Source organism: Massilia scottii (assembly GCF_030846495.1).
Taxonomy (GTDB): domain Bacteria; phylum Pseudomonadota; class Gammaproteobacteria; order Burkholderiales; family Burkholderiaceae_D; genus Telluria_A; species Telluria_A violaceinigra.
The window spans coordinates 108,444-129,244 of record NZ_JAVCWM010000020.1 but is presented as its reverse complement, the minus strand read 5'-3'; the positions used below and the strand labels follow the sequence as shown (position 1 = coordinate 129,244).

Genomic DNA, 20,801 nt, shown 5'->3' with positions numbered 1-20,801 from the left:
CTCAGGCTGCCCACGTTCACGCCGGCGCGCTGCAGCAGCGAGCGCGCGGCGCCATCGTCCTGGTTCAACAGGGCGGACAGCAAGTGGGCCGGTTCGATATACTGATTGTCATTACCCACCGCCAGGCTTTGCGCATCGGACAGCGCTTCCTGCAGCTTGGTGGTCATTTTGTCTTGGCGCATGGCTTGTTCCCTACAATCGGATTAACGGGTTGATCGACGCCGGGTTGATCGATGACGGCGCGCTGTGTCATGCATTCAGATCCCGTTCGGTACCGGGACGGCCCAGCGACTGGGCGAGAATCACTTCCTGGCCGGGCCGCAGCTGCATGCGGGCAGCCAGCGCGACGCGGTCGAGCCGGCTGCACGCCACCGTCGCCAATCCTTCGGCGGCGCAGAACAGGTAGACGTTCTGGCTGATGTAACCGGTGTCGAGGGCGGCATGGAATTGCTGCTCGGCCCGCGACGCCGCCGGCGCCGGATCGCATTCGGCCACGTAGATCAGATTGACGGGCGCCGTGGCGGCATACGCCTGGTCGCCGGTGGCGGCGCGGATATCCTCGGCCAGGACCGGGCAGAGCACATGGGCGCGTGCGTCGTAGCGGTACAGGCCGCTGGCCATGGCAACGTAGACGCTGATTTCCCGCATGTGCTGCGCCAGCGGCGCGGTATGGCCGCCCTGCGCCGGGCGATTGATGCCGAATGCCGCCCACAGCAGCCGCGAGAGCTGGTACAAATGCAGTTCGCCGCCGGCGATGTCGCGGCATGAACGGCGCCGCAGCAAGACCTCGAACAGTGCCATGCTCAGCGGCGGGAAGCCGGCGTCGAGCGCCAGCGCCGCCGGCGCGATCAGTGTGATGGGTAAGTTACATCGGTCCTGCTTATCCATAGCGGCTCCGTTTGCCAATACTGCCAATACTAAAAAGGACTCAACCGCCTCACAGTAGCGTGTCGCGCGTCCTACGTCCCTGGCGTAACTTGATGCACGTCAAATGCTCAAACAATTTGCGCGCGCAGCCGGCCGCTCGGATGTGCCGGCCCTGCCAGGAAGTACTCGAAAAGTAACACCCGTCGCCGGCCCGCCGATACCGGCCGTGGCGGTCCGGCGCGGCCCGCTCGGAGCGGATAGCTGTCAGAATTTTGATGCACATCATTTACCAGCCGCCCGCGAAACGCCTACATTGGATGCCGACCCATCCACTTCATCAGGGACCAACCATGTACAAGACGATCCTGGTTCATGTCGACGAGACTGCCCGCAGCGCCCACCGCAGCGACGTCGCGGCCCGGCTGGCACTGCTCAACGATGCCCATCTGGTAGGGGCCGCCATGACGGGGCTGCCGGCCTTCCTGCTGCCGGTCGGCGGCGTGCAGGCCGGACTTCAGGTGGCCGGCCTGCCGGTCGCCGAGCTGCGCGCCGAAGCGAACCGCTCGCTCGACCTGTTCGAGACGACCGCGCGCCGGGCCGGCGCCAGCGCCATCGAACGGCGCTGCGTCGACGACGAACCCGGCATGGGCATGAGCATGCAGGCGCGCTATTGCGACCTGGTGGTCATCAGCCAGAGCGCGCCGGATGAATTCCTGCCGCGCCTGCGTCCGGATTTTCCCGACTATGTCGTGCTCAACGCCGTGCGTCCGGTGCTGGTGCTGCCCGCGCGCGGGGCCGGCAACAGCCTGGGCCAGCGCATCACGGTGGCATGGAATGCCAGCGCCGAGGCGGCCAGGGCGATCACGAGCGCGCTTCCCATGCTGCAGCGCGCGCAGCAGGTCGACCTGGTGGTGTTCGACCCCGCCGGCGCGGGCGATCTGCACGGCGCCGAACCAGGCGCGGACATCGCCCTGTACCTGGCGCGCCACGGGGTGCGGGTCGACGTCGCGGTGCAAGGCGCCGGCACGGACGAAGGGCAATCGCTGCTCGCGTTTGCCGCCGGAAAGAATGCCGACCTGATCGTGATGGGCGCCTACGGACGCTCGCGCTTCCGCGAGATTTTGCTCGGCGGCATGACGCGCAGCATGCTGGCCACCTCGCCCATCCCGCTCTGGATGGCCCATTAACCGCTAACCGCGCCCGTACACGGCGTGCCGGCCTCGCGCGCAGTGCGGGCCTGGCATGAGCGATGGCCATGGCGGCGCGTAGCCGCCGCTGCCGGTATTTCGCATCCGTCGCCTGTGCAAGACCTACGGCGCCGGAGAGCTCGCGGTGCGCGCCCTGCGCGACGTCGACCTCGAATTCATCGTGTTGCCGGGCGCCTCCGGCAGCGCCAAATCGACGCTCCTCGATCTCCTCGACGGACTCGATATCGCCAGCGCGCCGATGTCGGTGGACGAGGCAGTCGGGATGGTCGGCCTGGCGGCCCGCCGCGACCACTTCCCGGCCCGGCTGTCCGGCGGCGAGCAGCAGCGCGTGGCCATCGCGCGCGCCATCGTCAGGCGCGCGCGCTGCTCGACAGCGGCACGGCCAGCGGCGCCGGCATACCGCGTCAACGTGCGCATCATCACGACCAGCCTGGACAATGTGCGCAGGGTGCCGGTCAGCGCCGTGTTCCCCCTGCCGGGAAAAAGCGGCGCCGACGATGGCGGCATGGGCGTGTACCTGGTGCGCGACGGCGCCACGGTAAAGGTGCGCGAGGTGGCCCGGGCGCGCTAGGCGCCACCCTGGCGCAGCGGCTGCGCGGCGCCGGCCAGGCGGATGCGGATCTGCTTCTCGATTTCCACGATGGCGAACAGGGCGATGCCCACGCCGACAATCAGCATGCCGTCGAGCACGCCGATGGCGCGCGTCCCGAACAGCGCTTGCATGGGCGGCAGATAGGTAATGCCGAACTGCGCCACGGTGACGATGCCGATCGTGATCCACACCGCCCTGGTGCCGCGCACGGCCTTCCATGTCAGCGAGGTGCCGTAAATGTTACGAATGAAAAAGAGGTGGAAGATCTCCATCACCACCAGCGTGTTGAGCGCCATGGTACGGGCCAGTTCAATCGGATAGGCGCGCTCGAGCGCGTAGCTGAAGATGCCGAACACCCCCGCCAGGAACAGCAGCGCGACGAGTACGATGTGCCATGCCAGCGCCGCGCCGATGAGCGGCTCGCTGCGCTTGCGCGGGGGGCGGCGCATGGTGTTCTCCTCGGTCGGCTCGAACGCCAGCGCGACCCCGAGCGTGGAGGCGGTGACCAGGTTGACCCACAGGATCTGGATCGGCGTCACCGGCAGTGTCATGCCGAACAGGAGCGCAACGACGATGGTGGCCGCCTCGCCGGCGTTGGTCGGCAGGGTCCAGCTGATGACTTTCTTGATATTGTCGTACACGGTCCGGCCTTCCCGCACCGCCGCCACGATGGAGGCGAAGTTATCGTCGGCCAGCACCAGCTGGGCCGCCTCCTTGGCCGCCTCGCTGCCCTTGCGTCCCATCGCGATACCCGCATCGGCGCGCTTGAGCGCGGGAGCGTCGTTGACCCCGTCGCCGGTCATGGCCACGCTCATGCCTTGCGCCTGCAGCGCCATCACCAGGCGCAGTTTGTGCTCCGGGCTGGTGCGCGCGAAAATGTCGCAGGCCATCACGGCGCCGCGCAGCACGGCGTCGTCCATGCTGTCCAGGTCGGCGCCGGTGAGCACCTGGCCGTGATGGAGCAGCCCCACCTGGCGGCCGATGGCCGCCGCCGTTTTCGCATGGTCGCCCGTGATCATTTTCACGGCGATGCCGGCCTGGTGGCATTGCGCGATGGCGGCGACCGCTTCCGGGCGCGGCGGATCGATCATCCCGACCATCCCGAGCATGGTGAGGCGGCCCTCGACATCGCCATGCTCGAGCACCGTCTGGTCGTCCGGTACGGCCAGCGCGGCAAACGCGAGCACCCGCTGTCCGCAGCCGGCAATCGCCTCGGCCTGGCGCTCCCAGTAAGCCCGGTCCAGCGCTACGCTCGCGCCGCCGGCTGCGCGCTGGACGCGGCACATGCCGGCAATGCGCTCCGGCGCGCCTTTCACGTACACCGTCGCATGATGCGCGTGATCGTGGTGCAAGGTCGCCATGAAGCGGTGCCTGGCATCGAAGGCGATCGCATCGGTACGGCTCCAGGCGCGCCGCTCGGCGCGCACCTCGACCCCGAGCTTGCCCGCGAACGCCAGCAAGGCGCCTTCCATCGGGTCCCCTTCCACCGTCCAGGCATCGTCGCGGCACGTGAGCGCGGCGTCGTTGCACAGCGCCGCGGCCCTGGCCAGTTCATCGAGGACCGCATATTCGGCGGCGTCGACCTGGGCCGCATCGAGCCGCAACACGCCGGTCGGCGCGTAGCCGTCGCCGTCCAGGGAAAACACGTGCCCGTCCGTGATGACCGAGGCCACCACCATTTCATTGCGGGTCAGGGTGCCGGTCTTGTCGGTGCAGATCACCGAGACCGAGCCGATCGCTTCGATGGCCGGGAGGCGCCGCACGATGGCGTTGCGGCGCGCCATGGCCTGCACGCCGATGGCCAGGGTAATGGTCATCACGGCCGGCAAGCCTTCCGGAATGGCCGCCACCGACAAGCCCACGACGACCATGAAAATCTCGCCGAAATCATGGTGGCCGACGAAATAGCCGTACAGCAGCAGCAAGCCGGCGATCAGCAGGATCAGGGCGGTCAGCCACCTGGAGAGCACGTTCATCTGTTCCACCAGGGGCGTGGCCAGCTGCTCGACCCCGGTGAGCATGCCGCTGATATGGCCGATCTGGGTCTGCGCTCCGGTGGCCACCACCAGCCCGTGGCCCTGGCCGGTGGCGACGATGGTGCCGGAAAACAGCATGCAGCTGCGCTCGCCCAGGGCCGCGCCGGCGGCCACGGGGCCGCACTGCTTGTCGACCGTTGCCGATTCGCCCGTCAGGATCGCTTCCTGCACCGACACGCCATGGGCCGAGAGCAGGCGCAGGTCCGCGGGCACCTTGTCGCCCGCTTCCACCAGCACGATGTCGCCCGCGACCAGCGCTTCCCCCGGCACGCTCATGCGCTCGCCGCCGCGCAGCACGGTCGCCACCGGCGCGAGCATCTGGCGGATCGCGTCCATCGCCTTTTCCGTCTTGCCTTCCTGGGCGAAGCCGATGACCGCGTTGACCAGCACGACCGCGACAATGACGGCGCTGTCGATCCAGTGCTGCAACAAGGCGGTGATCGCGGCGCAGGCGATCAGCACATAGATCAGGGCGTTGTTGAACTGGCGCAGGAATACCATCAAGCGGCCGGGCTTGACCGGCGCCGGCATGCGGTTCGGCCCCAAGCGCGCATACCTGTGCGCGGCCTCCTCCATGCTCAGGCCGGCCGGGTCGGCGTGCAATTGTTCAAGAACCTGGGCCGCGGGCATGGCATGCCACTGTTTATCGGCTTTATCGGCGGGCAATGTCATCGCATGATCCTTCAGTTGTGATGCAGGCACCGACGGCGCTTGCACAAAGCGGTTGAACCCTGCGAATATGCTGGAAATTAATTTCTATTTCCAAATCCATGATCGCAAGCGGCATGTTCGGCACTCTCATCGGCGGCCTCGGCCTATTTTTGCTGGGCATGTGGCTCATGACCGATGGCATGAAAACGGCGGCCGGCCCGGCGCTCGAACGCATCCTGGCCAATGCCACCAGGACGCGCTGGCGCGGCCTTGCTTCCGGTATCCTGGTCACATCGGTGGTGCAATCGTCCAGCGCCGTGACGGTGGCGGCCATCGGCTTCGTCAATGCCGGCCTGCTCACCCTGGGCCAGGCCCTGTGGGTGCTGTTCGGCGCCAATGTCGGCACCACCATGACCGGCTGGCTGGTCGCCGCGGCGGGAATGGGATTCAAGATCGAAGCGGCGGCCTTGCCGCTGGTCGGCGCCGGCATGCTGCTGCACCTGACCGGACAAGGAAGCCGCCGTGGCGCGCTGGGCATGACGCTGGCCGGGTTCGGCATTCTGTTCCTCGGCATCGATATCCTGAAAAGCGGGTTCACCGGCATCGCCAGCCAGTTCGTGCTGCCGGCCAGCGGCGGCGTGGCCGGTGTCGTGCTGCATGTCCTTGCCGGCCTGGTGCTGACAGTGCTGATGCAATCGTCCAGCGCGGCGCTGGCGGTGGCGCTGACGGCGGCACAGGGCGCCCTGCTGCCGCTCGAGGCGGCCGCCGCCGTCGTCATCGGCGCCAACCTGGGCACGACGGTGACCGCGATCATCGCCGCGGCCGGGGCCACCGTGAATGCGCGCCGCGCGGCCGCCGCGCATGTCCTGTTCAACCTGCTGACGGGCGTGCTTGCGCTGTTGATCCTGCCCTGGCTGCTCGATGGCATTATCGCGCTGCGCGACCTGCTGGCCATGCAGGCGGCGCCCGGCACCACGCTGGCGCTGTTTCATACCACCTTCAACCTGCTCGGGGTATTGTTGATGTGGCCGCTGGCCGGGCGCCTGACGCGCTTCCTGGAAGGGCGCTTCCGCCCGGCCGGGGAAGACCTGGCGCGGGCGCAATACCTGGACCGGAATCTGGTGGCCGTGCCGGACCTGGCCGTCATTGCCCTTGCGCGCGAGCTGGAACGGATGGGCGTGCTGGCGCTGGAGCTGCTGCGCGGCGCCATGGCCGGCCCGGCAATGGCCGAGGCCGACCGCCGCGCCCGGCTTGTCGACACCTTGAAGCTGACCATCGGCAAATTCGTCACCGACCTGAGCCGCTCGTCCATGAACGCCGCCACCTCCCTCAAGCTGTCGCGGCTGCTGCGCGTCCTGCGCTACTACGCCAGCGTGGGCCAGCTCGCCCATGCCCTGGCCGCCGCCTCGGCGCCGCTGCGCTCCGGCGGCACCGGCACGCAGCCGGTGCAGCGCTGGCTGGCGCAGGTCGATCTGGTGTGCACCGCGGCGCTCGCGCACGGCGCCAGCGCCGCCGCGCTGCAGGCCAGCCTGGACCAGGCCGAAGCGTCCTACCAGGCCCTCAAGGCGCAGTTGCTGCAAGCCGGCGCCAGCGGCGCGCTCGAGATCGCGGCCATGGAAGCGCTGCTGGAATGCTGCAGCCTGGCGCGCCGGGCCATGCAGCAAGCCGTCAAGGCCGCCATGGTGCTGGCGAACCTGGACGCCCCGGCGCAGCAGGTGTCCGATAGCGCAGCACCCGCCCCCGACACCGATGAGCGGCCATAGCCACGGGACGCGCCGGCGTGCCGTCATGGCGCGCGCGCGGCGCCATCGGGCCCGGCGCCGGGCCCGTTCCAGCGCCAGTTCAGGATTTCCGGCAAGTCGATGCCGTATTGCTCGATATGGCGCCGGTGCGCGTCCAGCCTGGCGGCCACGAACTGGCGCGCCGACGCGCGCAGCGGGGCCAGCGCCGCCACCCGCTCGACGATGGCGGCGAACAGGTGGAAGCGGTCGAGCCCGTTGAGCACGGTCATGTCGAACGGGGTGGTGGTGGTACCCTCCTCGCGGAAGCCGTGCACGTGCAGGTTGGCGTGGTTGGTGCGGCGGTAGGTGAGCCGGTGGATCAGCGCCGGGTAGCCGTGATAGGCGAACACCACCGGCTTGTCGGCGGTGAACAGCGCGTCGAACTCCGGGTCCGGCAAGCCGTGCGGGTGGGCGTGCGGCGGCTGCAGGGTCATCAGGTCGACGACATTGATCACGCGCAGCCTGAGGGCCGGGAAGTGCTGGTACAGCAGTTGCGCCGCCGCCAGCGCCTCGAGCGTGGGCACGTCGCCGGCGCAGGCCAGCACCGCGTCCGGTTCCTGGGCGCCGGCGCTGCCGGCCCACTCCCACACCCCGATGCCGCGCCGGCAATGGGCGGCGGCGGCATCCATGTCGAGCCATTGCTCGGCCGGATGCTTGCCGGCCACGATCACATTGATCAGGTTACGGCTGCGCAGGCAATGATCGGTCACGGCCAGCAAGGTGTTGGCGTCGGGCGGCAGATAGACCCGCACGATCTCGGCTTTCTTGTTGAGCACATGGTCGATGAAGCCGGGATCCTGGTGGCTGGCGCCGTTGTGGTCCTGGCGCCAGACGTGCGACGAGAGCAGGTAATTGAGCGAGGCGACCGGCCGGCGCCAGGCGATGCCGTTGGCCGCCTTGAGCCACTTGGCGTGCTGGTTGAGCATCGAGTCGACGATGTGGATGAAGGCTTCGTAGCAGGAAAACATGCCGTGCCGCCCGCTCAGCAGATAGCCTTCGAGCCAGCCCTGGCACTGGTGTTCGCTCAGCATTTCCATGACGCGCCCGTCGGCGGCGATGTGCTCGTCGCCCGGCACGATCTCGGCCACCGAACAGCGCTGGCTCACTTCCAGCACCGCATCCCAGCGGTTGGAGGTGGTTTCGTCGGGGCTGAACAGGCGGAAATTGTGCATGTTCGCGCGCATCACCTCGCGCAGGTACTGGCCCTGCACCCGGGTCGACTCGGCGCGCAGCGCGCCCGGAGCGGCCAGGCTGAGGGCGAACTGCGCCGGATCGGGCAGCACCAGCTCGCGCAGCAGCGCGCCGCCGTTGGCGCACGGGTTGGCGCTCATGCGGCGCGTGCCGGCCGGCGCCAGCGCGCGCAGCGCCGGGCGCGGCGCACCAGCCTCGTCGAACAGCTCGGCCGGCGCATAGCTGCGCAGCCATTGTTCGAGCAAGTCCAGGTGCCCGGCGCGCTCCATGTCGGCGATCGGCACCTGGTGCGAACGCCAGCTGCCTTCGCTCGGCTTGCCGTCGACCTCGCGCGGGCCGGTCCAGCCCTTGGGCGAGCGCAGCACGATCATCGGCCAGCGCGGCCGTCCGCCAAAACCGGCGCTGCGCGCTTCCTGCTGGATCGCGCGGATGCGCGCGAGCACGGTGTCGAGCGTGTCGGCCATCAGGCGGTGCATGGCGGGCGCATCGTCGCCCTCGACGAAGAACGGTTCGTAGCCGTAACCGCTCATGAGCGCGGCCAGTTCCGCGCGCGGAATGCGCGCCAGTACGGTCGGACCGGCGATCTTGTAGCCGTTCAGGTGCAGGATCGGCAGCACCGCCCCGTCATGCACCGGGTTGAGGAACTTGTTGGAGTGCCAGCTGGTCGCCAGCGGCCCCGTTTCGGCTTCGCCGTCGCCGACCACGCAGGCGACGATCAGGTCCGGATTGTCGAAGGCGGCGCCGAAGGCGTGCGCCAGCGAGTACCCCAGTTCGCCGCCCTCGTGGATCGAGCCCGGCGTTTCCGGCGCCACATGGCTGGGAATGCCGCCCGGGAAGGAAAACTGCTTGAACAGGCGCCGCATGCCTTCGCCATCCCGGGCGATGGCCGGATAGACTTCGCTGTAGGTGCCTTCGAGCCAGGCGTTGGCCACCAGGCCGGGGCCGCCGTGGCCGGGACCGGCGACATACAGCACCGACACGTCGTGCGCCAGGATGGCGCGGTTCAGGTGCGCATAGATGAAGTTCAGGCCGGGCGTGGTGCCCCAGTGCCCGAGCAGGCGCGGCTTGAGGTGGGCCGGCGCCAGCGCTTCGCGCAGGAGGGGATTGTCGAGCAGGTAAATCTGCCCGGCCGAGAGGTAATTGGCGGCCCGCCACCAGGCGTGCACGCCGTCGAGGGTGGCCGCGCTGGCCGCGCCGGCGTCACGCATGGCCGCCCTCCGCGCGCGCGCCCAGCCAGGCGCGCGCCTCGGCGGCCAGCATCGCTTCCTCGTCGGTACGCATGACGCGCACGCTCACCCTGGCCGACGGGTCCGAGATCAGCGCCGCGCCGGCCTCGTTGGCGCCGGCGTCGAGCGCCACGCCCAGGTGCGACAGGCCGGCGCACACGCGCGCACGCACCTCGGCCGCGTGCTCGCCGATCCCGCCGGCGAAAATGAGGGTATCGACGCCATCGATGGCGGCGGCCATCGCGCCGATGGTCTTGCGCGCCTGGTAGCAGAACATGGCGACCGCTTCGGCGGCCCGGCTGTCGCGCGCCTGGCTGGCGAGCAGCACGCGCAGGTCGGCGCTGGTGCCGGAAATGCCGAGCAGGCCGGACTGGTGATTGACCATGTGGTTGAAGCTCGACGGGCTCATCTGCTCGCTGCGCGCCAGGTGCCAGGCCAGCCCGGGGTCGAGGTCGCCCGAGCGTTTTCCCATCATCATGCCGCCGGCCGGCGTCAGCCCCATGCTGGTATCGCGGCTCAGTCCGTTCTCGACGGCAGTCACGCTGGAGCCGCCGCCGAGATGGGCAATGACGACCTTGCCGGCGGCCGCCTGCGGTCCGGCCACGCGCGCCAGTTCGCCCATCAGCCAGGCGCAGGACAGGCCGTGGAAGCCGTGGCGCTTCATGCCGAGTGCCTGGTAGCGGCGCGGAATCGGCAAGGTGGCGGCCACCGGCGGCATGCTCGCGTGAAAGCTACTGTCGAAACAGGCGATGTGCGCGCTGCCCGGATAATGGCGGCGCAACAGCTCGATCAGGCGCAGTTCGTGCGGCAGATGGTCGGGCTCGCTCGACGTGCTCGCGTACAGGTCGGCCAGCATGGCCGGGTCGATCTCCCGCGTTGCCGCCGAGGCGGGTCCGCCGTGGACCACCCGGTAGGCGATCGCTTGCAGCGCCGCCGGAGGCAGGCGGGCGAGCAGCCATTCGACCAGGACATTGGCCGCGGTGACGTGCTCGGGAATGGCGAAATGGCGCGCGAAGGTGTCGCTGGCGCCGCCTTCGACGGCAAAGGCGCTGGCGCCGCCGCCGATGTCGCTGAGCGCGCCCCGGAAAACCGGCTCGCGTGCCGGGGTGGCCTGAAACAGGGCGAACTTGATGCTGGACGAGCCGGCATTGATTGCCAGCATAAGGGCGTCGTCAGGGGAAGCCATGGTGTTCCTCGGGTAGATTGATGCGGCGGCGGGCGCGGCGGCGTCCCGGCATGGCCCATCATAGGTCGGAACGTTTTTCCCATTCTTTGATACAAATCAAAAATCTACGGGCCAGCCCTTATTTACAAATCGTGCTGCCCGATCGTCACCAGGTGTTCTTGCGATTGCGCGTAGGCAAGGGCGTAAGCCAGCTCGCCGGCCGATTCGGCATGCAAGGTCAGCAAGGGTTAGCCGGCGCCCCGGCCAGCTGGGCCAGGCGGCCATTGTCGATGGCGACGATGCGGCCGCTGTGCGCTGCGCCGAGCACGTGGGTGAAACGGGCCCGGGGCGGCGTGCGCATCCCCCCCTGGGCCGCGCAGATGGCCTGGAACTTGGTCCAGGCCGCGCCGCTGGCGAGCACGCTCGTCGCCAGCGCCAGGCCCTGCCCGATCCCGCGTCCGACCGGCTGCGCGCCGTCGCTGGCGAGGGTTTCCACCGCCAGGCCGAGCGCCACGCCCACGCCCGTCAGGCGCGCCGCCAGCGTGGCCGCCGCTTGCGGCGAGCGCACCTTGGCCGTGCGCCCGACCGGGATATCGATCAGGACATGGGTCGAACCGGCGGCGATCTTCTTCGACAGCACCGAGGCCACCAGCAAGCCTTCGCTGTCGAGGCCGAGCGGGCGCTCGACCCGGATCAGCATATCCGGCCGGCGCCCAGGCCGTTTCCGACAGGCCAATCTCGCCCTCGTCGAGCAAGGACGAATACACCACGTTGAGGGTGGCGACGACGGGCGGCCTCACGCCAGCGTCACTTCGTCGAGATAGGCCGGCACCTCGCACGGCCAGCCGAGCTCTTGCCCGATGCGGCGCCGCAGGGCCTCGGCCGCGGCGCTCTCGCCGTGGGTGATGAAGGTGCGCTGCGGGGCGCGCCCGATGCGCGAAATCCAGCCGATCAGTTCGTCGCCGTCGGCATGCGCCGACAGATTGGCGATCTGGGCGACCCGGGCGCGCAAGGGAACGTACTGGCCATGGATCTTGATCGACTCGGCGCCGCCGAGCATCAGCGCGCCGCGCGTGCCGCCGGCCTGGAAGCCGGCGAACAGGATCGTATTGCGCGGATCGGAGGCGAACGCCTTCAAATGGTGCAATACCCGCCCGCCGGTGGCCATGCCGCTGGCGGCCACGATGACCATCGGAACCTGCCGCTCGTTGAGGGCGATCGATTCCTCCACGCTGTTGACGATGGTGGCGGCATGGCGCATCGCGAAACATTGCTCGTGGCTGAGGCGATGGCTGTGCAAGTGCTTCTGGTACAGCGCGGTCGCATCGGCGGCCATCGGGCTGTTCAGATAGACCGGCAGATGCGCCGGGATCGCGCCCTGTTGCTTCAGGCGATGCAAGTCGTACAGCAGCGACTGCGCGCGCCCGACCGCGAACGACGGGATGATGGTGACGCCGCCCCGGGCCGCGGTGTCGCGGATGGTCTTGCCAAGCAGCAGCAGGGGGTCGGCCGGGTCGTGCCGTTTGTCGCCGTAAGTCGACTCGACCACCAGGAAGTCGGCCTCTTCGATGGCCGCCGGGGCCACCATGAGCGGGTCGTCGGGACGCCCGAGGTCGCCAGAAAACACGATGGTTTTCCCGGCGCAGCGCACCGACACGATGGCCGCGCCGAGGATGTGGCCGGCAAGAGACAATTCCCCGCGCATCTCGCCGGCAATGGTAAACGGCGTATCGAACGGCACCGGAGAGAACTGGCGCAGCGCGCGCACCGCGTCGGCCTCCGAATACAGGGGCAAGGCCGGCGCATGCCTGGAAAAGCCGTGGCGGTTGGCGTAGTTGGCCTCCTCTTCGAGCAAGTGCCCGCTGTCGGGCAACAGGATCTTGCACAGGTCGAGGGTGGCCGGACTGCAGAAAATCTTGCCGGTGAAACCATTTTTCACCAGCAGCGGCAGGTAGCCGCTGTGGTCCAGGTGGGCATGCGTGAGCACCACGGCGTCGATGGCGGCCGGCGCGACCGGAAACGGATCCCGGTTTCGCAAGCGCAATTCTTTATGCCCCTGGAACAGGCCGCAGTCGACCAGGATATGGCGGTTGCCGGACGTGAGCAGGTACTTTGAACCGGTCACCGTGCCGGTGGCGCCAAGAAATTTCAGTTTCATCACAAGCCTTTCCAGAGTGGATTCCGGAATATCGACGAGTTCATCACTAATTACTTTGACGCAAATCAAAATCGACCGAATTCAATCTGCTAGGCACCAGGAAGCGGCGGGAAGGGTTCGCCGCCGCGGCGCGCGCCATGCGGCCGGAACGGCGTTTAGTTCAGCAGAATCGCCTTGCGGTACGGCGCCATCGGCGGACGCGGGAACTGCACGCCGGCGTACGCGCTGCGGAAGCAGCTTGCCTTGGCGTTCTCGACATCGGTCATGGTTTTGGTGACTTTGCCTTCCGCATCGAGGATCAGCACGATCGTGATCGGAAATTTCGACTTGCCGTGGCAATTGCCTTTCTGGTCGAGCTTGCGCTCGTTATTGAAGGCGATCGATTCGTTCTCGTATTGGGTCGCTTTGGCGCTCGGAAACTGGGCATTGAACTTGGCCATTTCGCCTGCGAATTCCGGATTCTTCGGCGACGGTGCTTCGACGGCATTCGGGTCGGCCTGCTTGGTCCCGGTCGTTTCGCAACCTGCCATCAGTACCGCGGCGCACAGCATTGAAATCTTGATTAAGTTTTTACGCAAGTTATTCTCCGGTGATCATAGTGGGGCCAACAGGGCTGGACCCAGCCGCATGTTGTCGAATCGCTATTGTAGCGGGAAGTAACCTTTCCTTCATTTTGATTCCCGCACGGAAACTAATTCGGGACGAGGCCCTTTGCCTCCTGCGCTGCAGCCAGCCGCGAGCGCATCGCCGCCGTCGTGTGCACCTTGCCCTGCGCATCGATCAGCATCACCTCGTCCAGGCCCATCTGCGCGGCCATCGCTTCCCAAGCGGCCGGGCCGGTGATGAACAAGGGTTTCGAGTTGCCGTCCGAGCGCAAACCGGCATCCCCGCCCCCCGACGTGACGATCGTGACCGATGCCACCAGGTCGATCGGATAGCCGCTGCGCGGGTCGATGATGTGCGGGTGGCGCTTGCCGTCCTTGAGAAAATAGCGCTGGTAATCGCCGCTGGTGCCCATCGCCTCGTTGTCGCGCAGGGCCACCTGCGCCACGGCGCCGGCCGCGCGCGGGTCCTGGATGCCCACCCGCCACGGGCGCTCCCCCGGCTGGCCGATGGCAAGCACATTGCCGCCCACGTTGACCAGCGCCGCCCTGACCCCGCCCTGGCGCAAAATCTGCGCCGCGCGGTCGAGCGCGTAACCTTTGGCGTAGCCGCCCAGGTCGATCATCACCGCCTTGTTGGTGCTCGAAATCGTGTTGCCCCGGTAGCGCAGGTCCGACATGCGCGGGCGCGCGTCGAGCCAGAACCGGATCTCCTGCGCCGGCGGCGCCTGGGGCGCGATGTCGCTGCTCTGGAAACCCCACAGGCGGATCAGGCGCCCGATGGCCGGGTTGAACAGGTTGCCGGAGCGCTCGGCCACCACGGTCGCCGATTGCAGCAGCGCGACCATCTCGGCATCGGCGGTGAACGGTTCGCCGCGCGCGATGGCTTCGTTGAGCGAGGTGAGCATGCTCGGCTGCCAGGAATGGTATTTGTGGTGCAGCCGGTCGAATTCGTTCAGCACGGCGCCGCTGAGCGCGTCGGCGCGTTCGGGCGAGCCGCCGTGGATGCTGATCTCGACCGCGGTGCCGAACACGTGCCCGCGGGTGCGATGGACCGTGTCGGTGCGCTGGCAGCCCGCCAGCGCCAGCAGGCACAGCGCCGCCGCGATCAGTGTTGCTTGAAATGCGCGCATGGCGTTTTCCCCTGGAGCGGGCGGCAGCGCCGCCCTTCTCTCGTCAGCGTCCCTTGCTGACCATGAAGTCGACCACCGCCTTGATTTCCTCCTCCTTGAGGGCGGCATTGCCGCCGCGCGGCGGCATCAGGTTCAAGCCATTCGTGGCGTTGGCATACAGTACGTCGATGCCCTTGGCGATGCGCGGCGTCCAGGACGGCTTGTCGCCCAGTTTCGGCGCGCCCATGACCGCCGCGCCGTGGCAGGAAACGCAGGAGGCGGTGTAGATTTTTTCGCCGGCGGCCAGCTCGGCCGCGCTCGGGGCTGGCGCCGCGGCCGCCGCAGGCGCGGGTGCCGGCGCGGGTGCCGGCGCAGGTGCCGGTTCGGGTACCGCTGCGGTCGCGCTCGGGCCGGACGCCGCGGCATCGGTGGCGGGCGCCTTCTCGCCGCAGGCCGCCAGCGCGGCAACGATCAACAGGGGTAGCAAGGTCGAGCTTTTCATGATTTTCTTTCAGTGGTGACGAAAACGGACAATCAATGGCGCATGTCGCCGGCGGCGTGGCCCGTGTCGAGCATCGCCACCGTGATCTGGCTGTAGGGCAGCACCTTGCCGCCCTCGGCTTTGGCAAACGCGGCCGCCTGCGCGGCATCCGAGAAGGCGCCGAAGGTCGGCCCCATGGAACCCAACTTCTTGCTGCCGACTACATACAGCGCATCCTTGGCGGCGATCCAGTGCCCGCTCGGCTTGTCCCAGGAAGTCTTGCCCATGTCCTGCACGAATACGCCGGCGATGCGCCGCTTGTGCTCGGGCGCGAGCATCACCGTGAACAGTTCCATGAGGTCGCAGTAATAGTCGGCCTTGCCTTCGGCATAGTGGATCTGCGCCTTGGGGCCGGGGAAATCGAGCAGCACCATGCCGTCGAGCGCACAGGCGGTGTCACTGCCCGGCTCCTGGGCGGCGACGCTCAGGGCTTGCTCGCTGCAGGCGGCCAGCAAGCCGGCGGCGGCGAGCGCCGCCAGCAGGCGGTTTATCTTGAAGGACATTGGAAACTCCAGTTGGCAAGTAAGAAGGGAATGACCACCCACGCGGCCATGATGGCCAGCAGCACCGCCGGATCGGTCAGGCCGCCGGGCATCACGGTGGCCAGGCCATACATGCTTTGCGCCTGCTCCGAGCTGAAGATATTGAGCAGCCGGAACACATCGGCGGGGTTAAGCATGAGCAGTGCCGCGAAGGTGTTGCTGCCCAGGCGGCCCTGGCTCAGCACCAGCGCTCCCATCAGCAACAGGTCGAAAATCAGCACGAAAAAGAACCACAGGCCGATCGCCACGCCGCTGGCGCGCACGCGGTCGAGCGCGAGCACCGATACCAGCATCGAGATGCTCAGGAAAGCCATGCCCATCAGGATGGCGCTGCCGACGAAGCCGGCGTAGTGGTAGCCGTCGCGCACCGTCAGCTCGGCCGCCAGCGGCAGCAGGCCGGCCCCGAAACCGAGTACGGTGGAACTGGCCAGGGCGGCGGCCAGGCCGCAATACTTGCCCAGCAAAATCTCGAAGCGGGTGATCGGCATCGACAGCATCAGTTCGAGCGAGCCGCGCTCGCGCTCGCCGACGATGGCGTCGTAGCCGAGAATGAGCGCGATCAGCGGCACCAGGTAGATCACCAGGCTGACCAGGCTGGCGATGGTGACATCGATGCTGCGAAAGCCGACCTCGCCCTGCTGCGACGCCCCAAAGTAAGCAATCGCCAGCGCGAACAGGGCGAAAATGACAGCCACGGCCACCACCCAGCGGTTGCGGATGCGGTCGCGGAATTCCTTGGCGGCGATCACGCGCACCTGGCCCCACTCAATGCGCGCTTGCATGATGGCCTCCGTAGCCAAGGAACAGGTCTTCCAGCGAGGGTTCGCGGATCGTCACGTCGAGCAGCGTCGTGGCCAGCGCGGCCAGCACCGCTGCCTTTTGCGCGGCCGCGCAGGCGATGCCGGCCCGGTCGCCATCGAGCCTGACGGTCAGGCCCGGCAGATGCGCCAGCGCCGCTGCCACGCCGGCCCCGCAGCCGGGCTGCAGCAGCACGTCGATATGCGACGGCAGCACCTGGCGCGAGCGCAACTCGGCCAGCGTGCCCAGCGCGGCGACCCGTCCGGCATCGAGGATGACGAGGCGGTCGACCCGGTCCTGGATTTCGGCCAGGATGTGCGAGGTAATCACGATGGTGGCGCCGCGCCCCTGCGCCTCGCGCAGGATGCCGTAGAAATCGGCGATGCCTTCCGGATCGAGTCCGTTGGTTGGTTCGTCGAGAAAAATCAGTGTCGGCTCACCCAACAGCACTTGCGCGAATCCGAGACGCTGGCGCATGCCTTTCGAGTAGGTATGCAGGCGCCGCGTGGCGGCATCGGCCAGTCCGACCCGGCGCAGCACGCGGCCGCATTCGGCGCGCGCCACCTGCTTGAGGTCGGCGAACAGATGCAGCACTTCCAGGCCGGAGAGATTGTCGTAGCTGACAAAACTTTCCGGCAGATAGCCGATGCGGCGCCGCACCTGGCGGAACTGCGCGCTGGAAGTGGCCACGCCGCCGACGCGTACAGCCCCGGCGCTGGCCGGCAGCAGGCCGAGCATCAGCTTGAACAGGGTGCTCTTGCCGGCGCCGTTATGCCCGATCAGGCCGAACATCTCGCCCTGTCCGATGTTGAGGGATACATTGCGGATTGCCTCGACCGGGCCGAAGGATTTGCTCACCGCATCAAGTTCAATGGACATGTTTGTCATTCCAGCGCTGCCAGTCAGGATTGTTGGGCCGCATGCGCGGATGCCGGTCGACCACGCTGGGCGCGCGCAGCACCGGAAACTGGCGCGCCACGAAGCGCAAGGTGCTCACGGACGGGCTGGTCAGCAGCAGCTTGACCAGCGGGTATTGCCAGTTGAGGCGGTCGACCAGGTCACTCGCTTCGTAGGGCACATCGCCGGCGCCGTCGCCGCCCTGGTCCCAGCCGTTGTAACCGCTCCAGTAGTTGCCGCGCGTGCGGCCCCATGCGACATCGCGCGCAGCGACGAACTTGACCGCTTCCTCGTTGCCGATGAAGTCGTTGCCGTCCACCGCATTGTTCGAGGAACCGGCCGACAGGTGCACGCCGGTGCGGTTGTTGATGACCACGTTGTTGCGCAGCACGTTGTACTCGGCGTCGTAGATGAAGAAACCGCGCCCGTTGGCCGCCACCACATTGTTTTCGATCACGGAATCCTGGATGGTGCGCAGCATGATGCCGTGATCTTCGTTACCCCAGGCCACGTTGTTGCGCACTACCAGGTTGCGTACTTCCATCAGGGCCAGGCCGCCGCGGTTCTGGTAGGACTCGTTGTTTTCCCAGGTGCTGTGGTTGGTGTTCATATAGTGGGTGCCATAGCGCAGGTGGTGGATCTTGTTGCCGCGAAACAGGGCGTGGCGCGAGAGATCGACGTAGATGCCGTCGCGCGCGTAGCTGATGTTGTTGTCGATCACGTCCACATGGGCGCTGTTGTAGACCTGGATACCGTTGCCGCGCGCCGCCGATTGCAGGTCGCGCTTGCCGGTGATGGTGTTGCCGCTCAGGATGGTGTGGTCCGATTTGTCGAGGAACACGCCGAACAGGGTGTAGCTGACCACGCAGTTGCGCAGCACGAAGCGGTGCGAACCCGGCACCACGTGCACGCCGGCGTTCTGGCGGTCGAGGTCGGTGCCGCTGTCGCTGATGATGAGGCCATCGATGGTGACATCGCTGCTTGTTACCCGGATCACGTCGCCGCTGTTCTGGGCGCTGATGGTCGGGCGCTCCTGGCCGCGCAGGGTGAGCGGCTTGTCGATCAGCAAGCGCTCGTTGTAGTGGCCGCGCGCAATCAACAGGGTATCGCCGGCCGAGGCCGCGCGCACGGCGGCGCCGATCGACTCGCCGGCGCGCACTTGCAGCACGGCCGCGCCGGCCATGCCGGCGCACAGCACCAGCATCAAACCGGCGGCGGCACTGCGGATCATCACGGCTGTTCCCCGGCGCACGAAGCCGCCTTGGCCTTGAGCGCACCGCGCACCGAATCGAGCGAGATGAAATAGCCGGCCGCATTGATGGGTGTAAGCGCATCGCCATTTTTTTCGCGCAGCTTGCGTTCCTTGACCAGCGGCGGGCAGGCATGGTCGTCGTAGTACAGGATCATGCAGTCGAGGCACAGCATGCACTCCATCTGGTCGATGCGGCCGGCGCTGTCGATCGCATGCGAGCCGCAGCCGGCGGCGCAGGCGTGGCAAGTCTGGCACTCGGCCTTGCGCTTGAGCCCGAACAGACGGAACTTGCCGGGAATCGCCAGCCCCGCGCCCAGCGGGCACAGGTACTTGCAATAGGGCCGCTCGCTCAGGAAGGACCAGCCCAGGATGGCGCCGATAAAGACCCAGAACGGCCACGTACGGTTCCATACGCCGACGATGAAGGTGGTCTTGAATGGTTCGACCTCGGCCAGCTGCTCGGCCATCTCCATGGAATAGAACGACACTCCCAGCAGAACGGCGAAGATGACGTACTTGAGCCACCTGAGCTTGTCGTGCAGCGGCTTGGGCAGCAGTTTCTGGAAGCGTTTCAGGCCCACCGCCTTGCCGATGCTCAAGGCCAGCTGCTGCAGCGAGCCGAACGGGCACAGCCAGCCGCAAAAGACGCCCCTGCCCCACACCAGCACGCTGACGATGATGAACCACCAGAACAGGAAAATGAAGGGGTCGGACAGGAACAGTTCCCACTTCCACTGGTGCAGCAGCGAATGGAACCAGGTCAGCACCTGGGTGATGCTGGGCTGGGCCTTGAGGTAAAAGCCGAGGAATACCACGCTGACCAGCCACAGCACATGGCGCGGGCGCGAAATCCATGGCTTGTGCCTGCGCTTCGAGGCGCGCACCAGCTTGTCGCGCTGGGAATACATGAACGCCGTAAAGGCCAGCACCAGCAGGAACAGAACGATCTGGACGGTTTTCGCTTTCCAGATGGCGCGCCAGGCCGCTTCCGGCTGGACGATGTGCGGGCGCCCGCCTTCCAGGTAGCGCGCCGGCAGCCAGTACGGTGCGTTGAAGTGGACAAAGGTCTTGGCGCCGCTCTGCGCATCGGCCTTGTTGGCGAGGAAAGTGAGCTGCCATGGCCAGGCGGGATTGAAGTTGGCCGAGCGCACGATGAACACGGCCGACTCGGTAAACGCCGGCGCGCCGGGCGCATGCAGGCCGTACAGGTTCAGGTAATCGGTATCGCGGAAGGTGAAGCTTTGCGGGTCCTGGCGCACCTGGACGCGGTCGTAGATGCCGCCGCGCACAAAGCCGGAACCCTTGAACGAGGCTTCGCCGTTGGCGATGATGAAAATGGCTTGCTCGTCCGGCTTGAGGTCGGCCATCAGGCGCCGGTACACCGGCTCGCCCAGCAGGCTGATGCCCACCGTGGGCACGTTCAGGTGGCCGAAATACAGGTCGATGTAGGTGGCGCCGCCGGCCAGGCCCACATCCTTGCGCTGCAGCTGGAAGCGCGCCACGCTGCCTTCGTCCAGCAGTTGCTGCCAGCTCAGGCGCTCGTTGAGCGCCGTGTAGCGTGGCGCCGGACGCACCTCGGTCTTGAAGATGCCAACCTGGCGCCCGATGTCGTAGGCGCTGCGCGAAATGACCTGGTTTTCGGCGATCACGGTGACGGTGGCGCCGCTGATGGCGTCCAGCCCGACCGTGCCGCTGGCCTCGTCGCCATGGCCGATTTCCAGCTTGGCGTCGCCGGACTTGCCGATGTACTGGTCGATAAATTTGAGCAGGGTCGATTCGTCGATCCCCGCCAGCAGAATGGGTTCGGAGTGCTTCAGTACGCGCACGCCGGTGATGATGCCGCGCGTATCCATGCCGATCAGGGTGATGATGGGCTTGCCCGAATACGCGGGAATGTCGACCACGTCGGTCGACAGGAAGACATAGCCGACCACGCGCTCGGCCTTGTCCGGCCCCACGGCAATGGCCTCGACATAGCTCGGCCGGCCCTTGCGCAGGGAAAACTTGGTAGCCTGCGGCATGACGTCGCGGCAAGGCGCCTCGGCGCACAGGTCGGGGCCATGCAGCAGTTGCTGCGACAGCTCGGCCGAGTAGACCGATGCGCGCGCCGGGCCCGTCGCCAGCAACAGCAGCAGGGCGAACAGGCGCAGGAGGACGTTCACGGCGCGCATCGGTGATGTGG

General features: G+C 67.4%; 17 protein-coding genes and 1 pseudogene. 3 read left to right on the top strand and 15 right to left on the bottom strand.

What is annotated here, in order from left to right; all coding sequences use genetic code 11:
• Both RBA41_RS24150 and RBA41_RS24145 read right to left on the bottom strand, forming a co-directional pair.
• On the bottom strand, positions 1–182 hold a 182-nt coding region (locus RBA41_RS24150; protein ID WP_306626782.1), incomplete at its 3' end, for a Clp protease N-terminal domain-containing protein.
• 67 nt (positions 183–249) lie between these two features.
• On the bottom strand, positions 250–888 hold the full coding sequence (locus RBA41_RS24145; protein ID WP_306626781.1) for a nitroreductase family protein: 639 nt from the start codon (positions 886–888) through the stop codon (positions 250–252).
• Positions 889–1,217: 329 nt separating this feature from the next.
• Here RBA41_RS24145 and RBA41_RS24140 point away from each other — a divergent pair, with 329 nt between their 5' ends.
• Positions 1,218–2,054 (top strand): universal stress protein, encoded by an 837-nt coding sequence (locus tag RBA41_RS24140; protein WP_306626780.1) that lies wholly within the window; start codon positions 1,218–1,220, stop codon positions 2,052–2,054.
• Between the two features lie 145 nt (positions 2,055–2,199).
• A complete protein-coding gene (locus RBA41_RS24135; protein WP_306626779.1) occupies positions 2,200–2,646 on the top strand; it encodes an ATP-binding cassette domain-containing protein in 447 nt (148 codons plus the stop codon).
• Here RBA41_RS24135 and RBA41_RS24130 read toward each other — a convergent pair.
• Complete coding sequence (locus RBA41_RS24130) at positions 2,643–5,375, bottom strand: cation-transporting P-type ATPase (RefSeq protein WP_306626778.1); 2,733 nt, start codon at positions 5,373–5,375, stop codon at positions 2,643–2,645. The genes RBA41_RS24135 and RBA41_RS24130 overlap by 4 nt on opposite strands.
• Positions 5,376–5,488: 113 nt before the next feature.
• On the opposite strand from RBA41_RS24130, the gene RBA41_RS24125 reads away from it, so the two are divergent.
• Positions 5,489–7,117 carry a Na/Pi cotransporter family protein gene (locus tag RBA41_RS24125; protein WP_306626777.1) on the top strand — a complete coding sequence of 543 codons (1,629 nt, stop codon included), beginning with the start codon at positions 5,489–5,491 and terminating at the stop codon, positions 7,115–7,117.
• 23 nt (positions 7,118–7,140) lie between these two features.
• Here RBA41_RS24125 and RBA41_RS24120 read toward each other — a convergent pair whose 3' ends face one another.
• The 12 genes and pseudogenes from RBA41_RS24120 to RBA41_RS24065 form a co-directional block, all read right to left on the bottom strand.
• Positions 7,141–9,534, bottom strand: a complete 2,394-nt coding sequence (locus RBA41_RS24120) for a phosphoketolase family protein (protein ID WP_306626776.1) — start codon at positions 9,532–9,534, stop codon at positions 7,141–7,143.
• Entirely contained in the window at positions 9,527–10,738 is a 1,212-nt protein-coding gene (locus RBA41_RS24115) for an acetate/propionate family kinase (protein ID WP_306626775.1), read from the bottom strand. The genes RBA41_RS24120 and RBA41_RS24115 overlap by 8 nt, the downstream gene beginning before the upstream one ends.
• 122 nt (positions 10,739–10,860) lie before the next feature.
• Positions 10,861–11,420: pseudogene (locus RBA41_RS24110) on the bottom strand (thymidine phosphorylase); the annotation flags it as partial.
• Positions 11,421–11,513: 93 nt separating this feature from the next.
• Positions 11,514–12,875 (bottom strand): MBL fold metallo-hydrolase RNA specificity domain-containing protein, encoded by a 1,362-nt coding sequence (locus RBA41_RS24105; RefSeq protein WP_306626774.1) that lies wholly within the window; start codon positions 12,873–12,875, stop codon positions 11,514–11,516.
• 155 nt (positions 12,876–13,030) lie between these two features.
• Positions 13,031–13,453 carry a hypothetical protein gene (locus tag RBA41_RS24100; RefSeq protein WP_306626773.1) on the bottom strand — a complete coding sequence of 141 codons (423 nt, stop codon included), beginning with the start codon at positions 13,451–13,453 and terminating at the stop codon, positions 13,031–13,033.
• Positions 13,454–13,566: 113 nt separating this feature from the next.
• The gene (locus RBA41_RS24095) at positions 13,567–14,610 is read right to left on the bottom strand and encodes an FAD:protein FMN transferase (protein WP_306626772.1); all 1,044 of its coding nucleotides are present in this window, start codon (positions 14,608–14,610) and stop codon (positions 13,567–13,569) included.
• A gap of 43 nt (positions 14,611–14,653) precedes the next feature.
• Positions 14,654–15,091 (bottom strand): c-type cytochrome, encoded by a 438-nt coding sequence (locus RBA41_RS24090; RefSeq protein ID WP_306626771.1) that lies wholly within the window; start codon positions 15,089–15,091, stop codon positions 14,654–14,656.
• A 32-nt stretch (positions 15,092–15,123) separates the two neighbouring features.
• Positions 15,124–15,633 carry a nitrous oxide reductase accessory protein NosL gene (locus tag RBA41_RS24085; RefSeq protein WP_306626770.1) on the bottom strand — a complete coding sequence of 170 codons (510 nt, stop codon included), beginning with the start codon at positions 15,631–15,633 and terminating at the stop codon, positions 15,124–15,126.
• Entirely contained in the window at positions 15,618–16,454 is an 837-nt protein-coding gene (locus tag RBA41_RS24080; protein WP_306626769.1) for an ABC transporter permease, read from the bottom strand. Before RBA41_RS24080 ends, RBA41_RS24085 begins: the two co-directional genes overlap by 16 nt.
• Positions 16,438–17,349: an ABC transporter ATP-binding protein gene (locus tag RBA41_RS24075; RefSeq protein WP_306626768.1), complete on the bottom strand. Its 912-nt coding sequence runs from the start codon at positions 17,347–17,349 to the stop codon at positions 16,438–16,440. The genes RBA41_RS24080 and RBA41_RS24075 overlap by 17 nt, the downstream gene beginning before the upstream one ends.
• Complete coding sequence (locus tag RBA41_RS24070) at positions 17,339–18,598, bottom strand: nitrous oxide reductase family maturation protein NosD (RefSeq protein WP_306626785.1); 1,260 nt, start codon at positions 18,596–18,598, stop codon at positions 17,339–17,341. The genes RBA41_RS24075 and RBA41_RS24070 overlap by 11 nt, the downstream gene beginning before the upstream one ends.
• A complete protein-coding gene (locus RBA41_RS24065; RefSeq protein WP_306626767.1) occupies positions 18,598–20,790 on the bottom strand; it encodes a 4Fe-4S binding protein in 2,193 nt (730 codons plus the stop codon). The genes RBA41_RS24070 and RBA41_RS24065 overlap by 1 nt, the downstream gene beginning before the upstream one ends.
• Between the last annotated feature and the right edge of the window lie 11 nt (positions 20,791–20,801).

Coding starts and splice junctions, on each gene's coding strand:
- RBA41_RS24145 (WP_306626781.1), bottom strand. CDS start 888: ATGGATAAGCAGGACCGATGTAACTTACCCATCACACTGATCGCGCCG.
- RBA41_RS24140 (WP_306626780.1), top strand. CDS start 1,218: ATGTACAAGACGATCCTGGTTCATGTCGACGAGACTGCCCGCAGCGCC.
- RBA41_RS24130 (WP_306626778.1), bottom strand. CDS start 5,375: ATGACATTGCCCGCCGATAAAGCCGATAAACAGTGGCATGCCATGCCC.
- RBA41_RS24125 (WP_306626777.1), top strand. CDS start 5,489: ATGTTCGGCACTCTCATCGGCGGCCTCGGCCTATTTTTGCTGGGCATG.
- RBA41_RS24120 (WP_306626776.1), bottom strand. CDS start 9,534: ATGCGTGACGCCGGCGCGGCCAGCGCGGCCACCCTCGACGGCGTGCAC.
- RBA41_RS24115 (WP_306626775.1), bottom strand. CDS start 10,738: ATGGCTTCCCCTGACGACGCCCTTATGCTGGCAATCAATGCCGGCTCG.
- RBA41_RS24105 (WP_306626774.1), bottom strand. CDS start 12,875: ATGAAACTGAAATTTCTTGGCGCCACCGGCACGGTGACCGGTTCAAAG.
- RBA41_RS24095 (WP_306626772.1), bottom strand. CDS start 14,610: ATGCGCGCATTTCAAGCAACACTGATCGCGGCGGCGCTGTGCCTGCTG.
- RBA41_RS24090 (WP_306626771.1), bottom strand. CDS start 15,091: ATGAAAAGCTCGACCTTGCTACCCCTGTTGATCGTTGCCGCGCTGGCG.
- RBA41_RS24085 (WP_306626770.1), bottom strand. CDS start 15,633: ATGTCCTTCAAGATAAACCGCCTGCTGGCGGCGCTCGCCGCCGCCGGC.
- RBA41_RS24080 (WP_306626769.1), bottom strand. CDS start 16,454: ATGCAAGCGCGCATTGAGTGGGGCCAGGTGCGCGTGATCGCCGCCAAG.
- RBA41_RS24075 (WP_306626768.1), bottom strand. CDS start 17,349: ATGTCCATTGAACTTGATGCGGTGAGCAAATCCTTCGGCCCGGTCGAG.
- RBA41_RS24070 (WP_306626785.1), bottom strand. CDS start 18,598: ATGATCCGCAGTGCCGCCGCCGGTTTGATGCTGGTGCTGTGCGCCGGC.
- RBA41_RS24065 (WP_306626767.1), bottom strand. CDS start 20,790: ATGCGCGCCGTGAACGTCCTCCTGCGCCTGTTCGCCCTGCTGCTGTTG.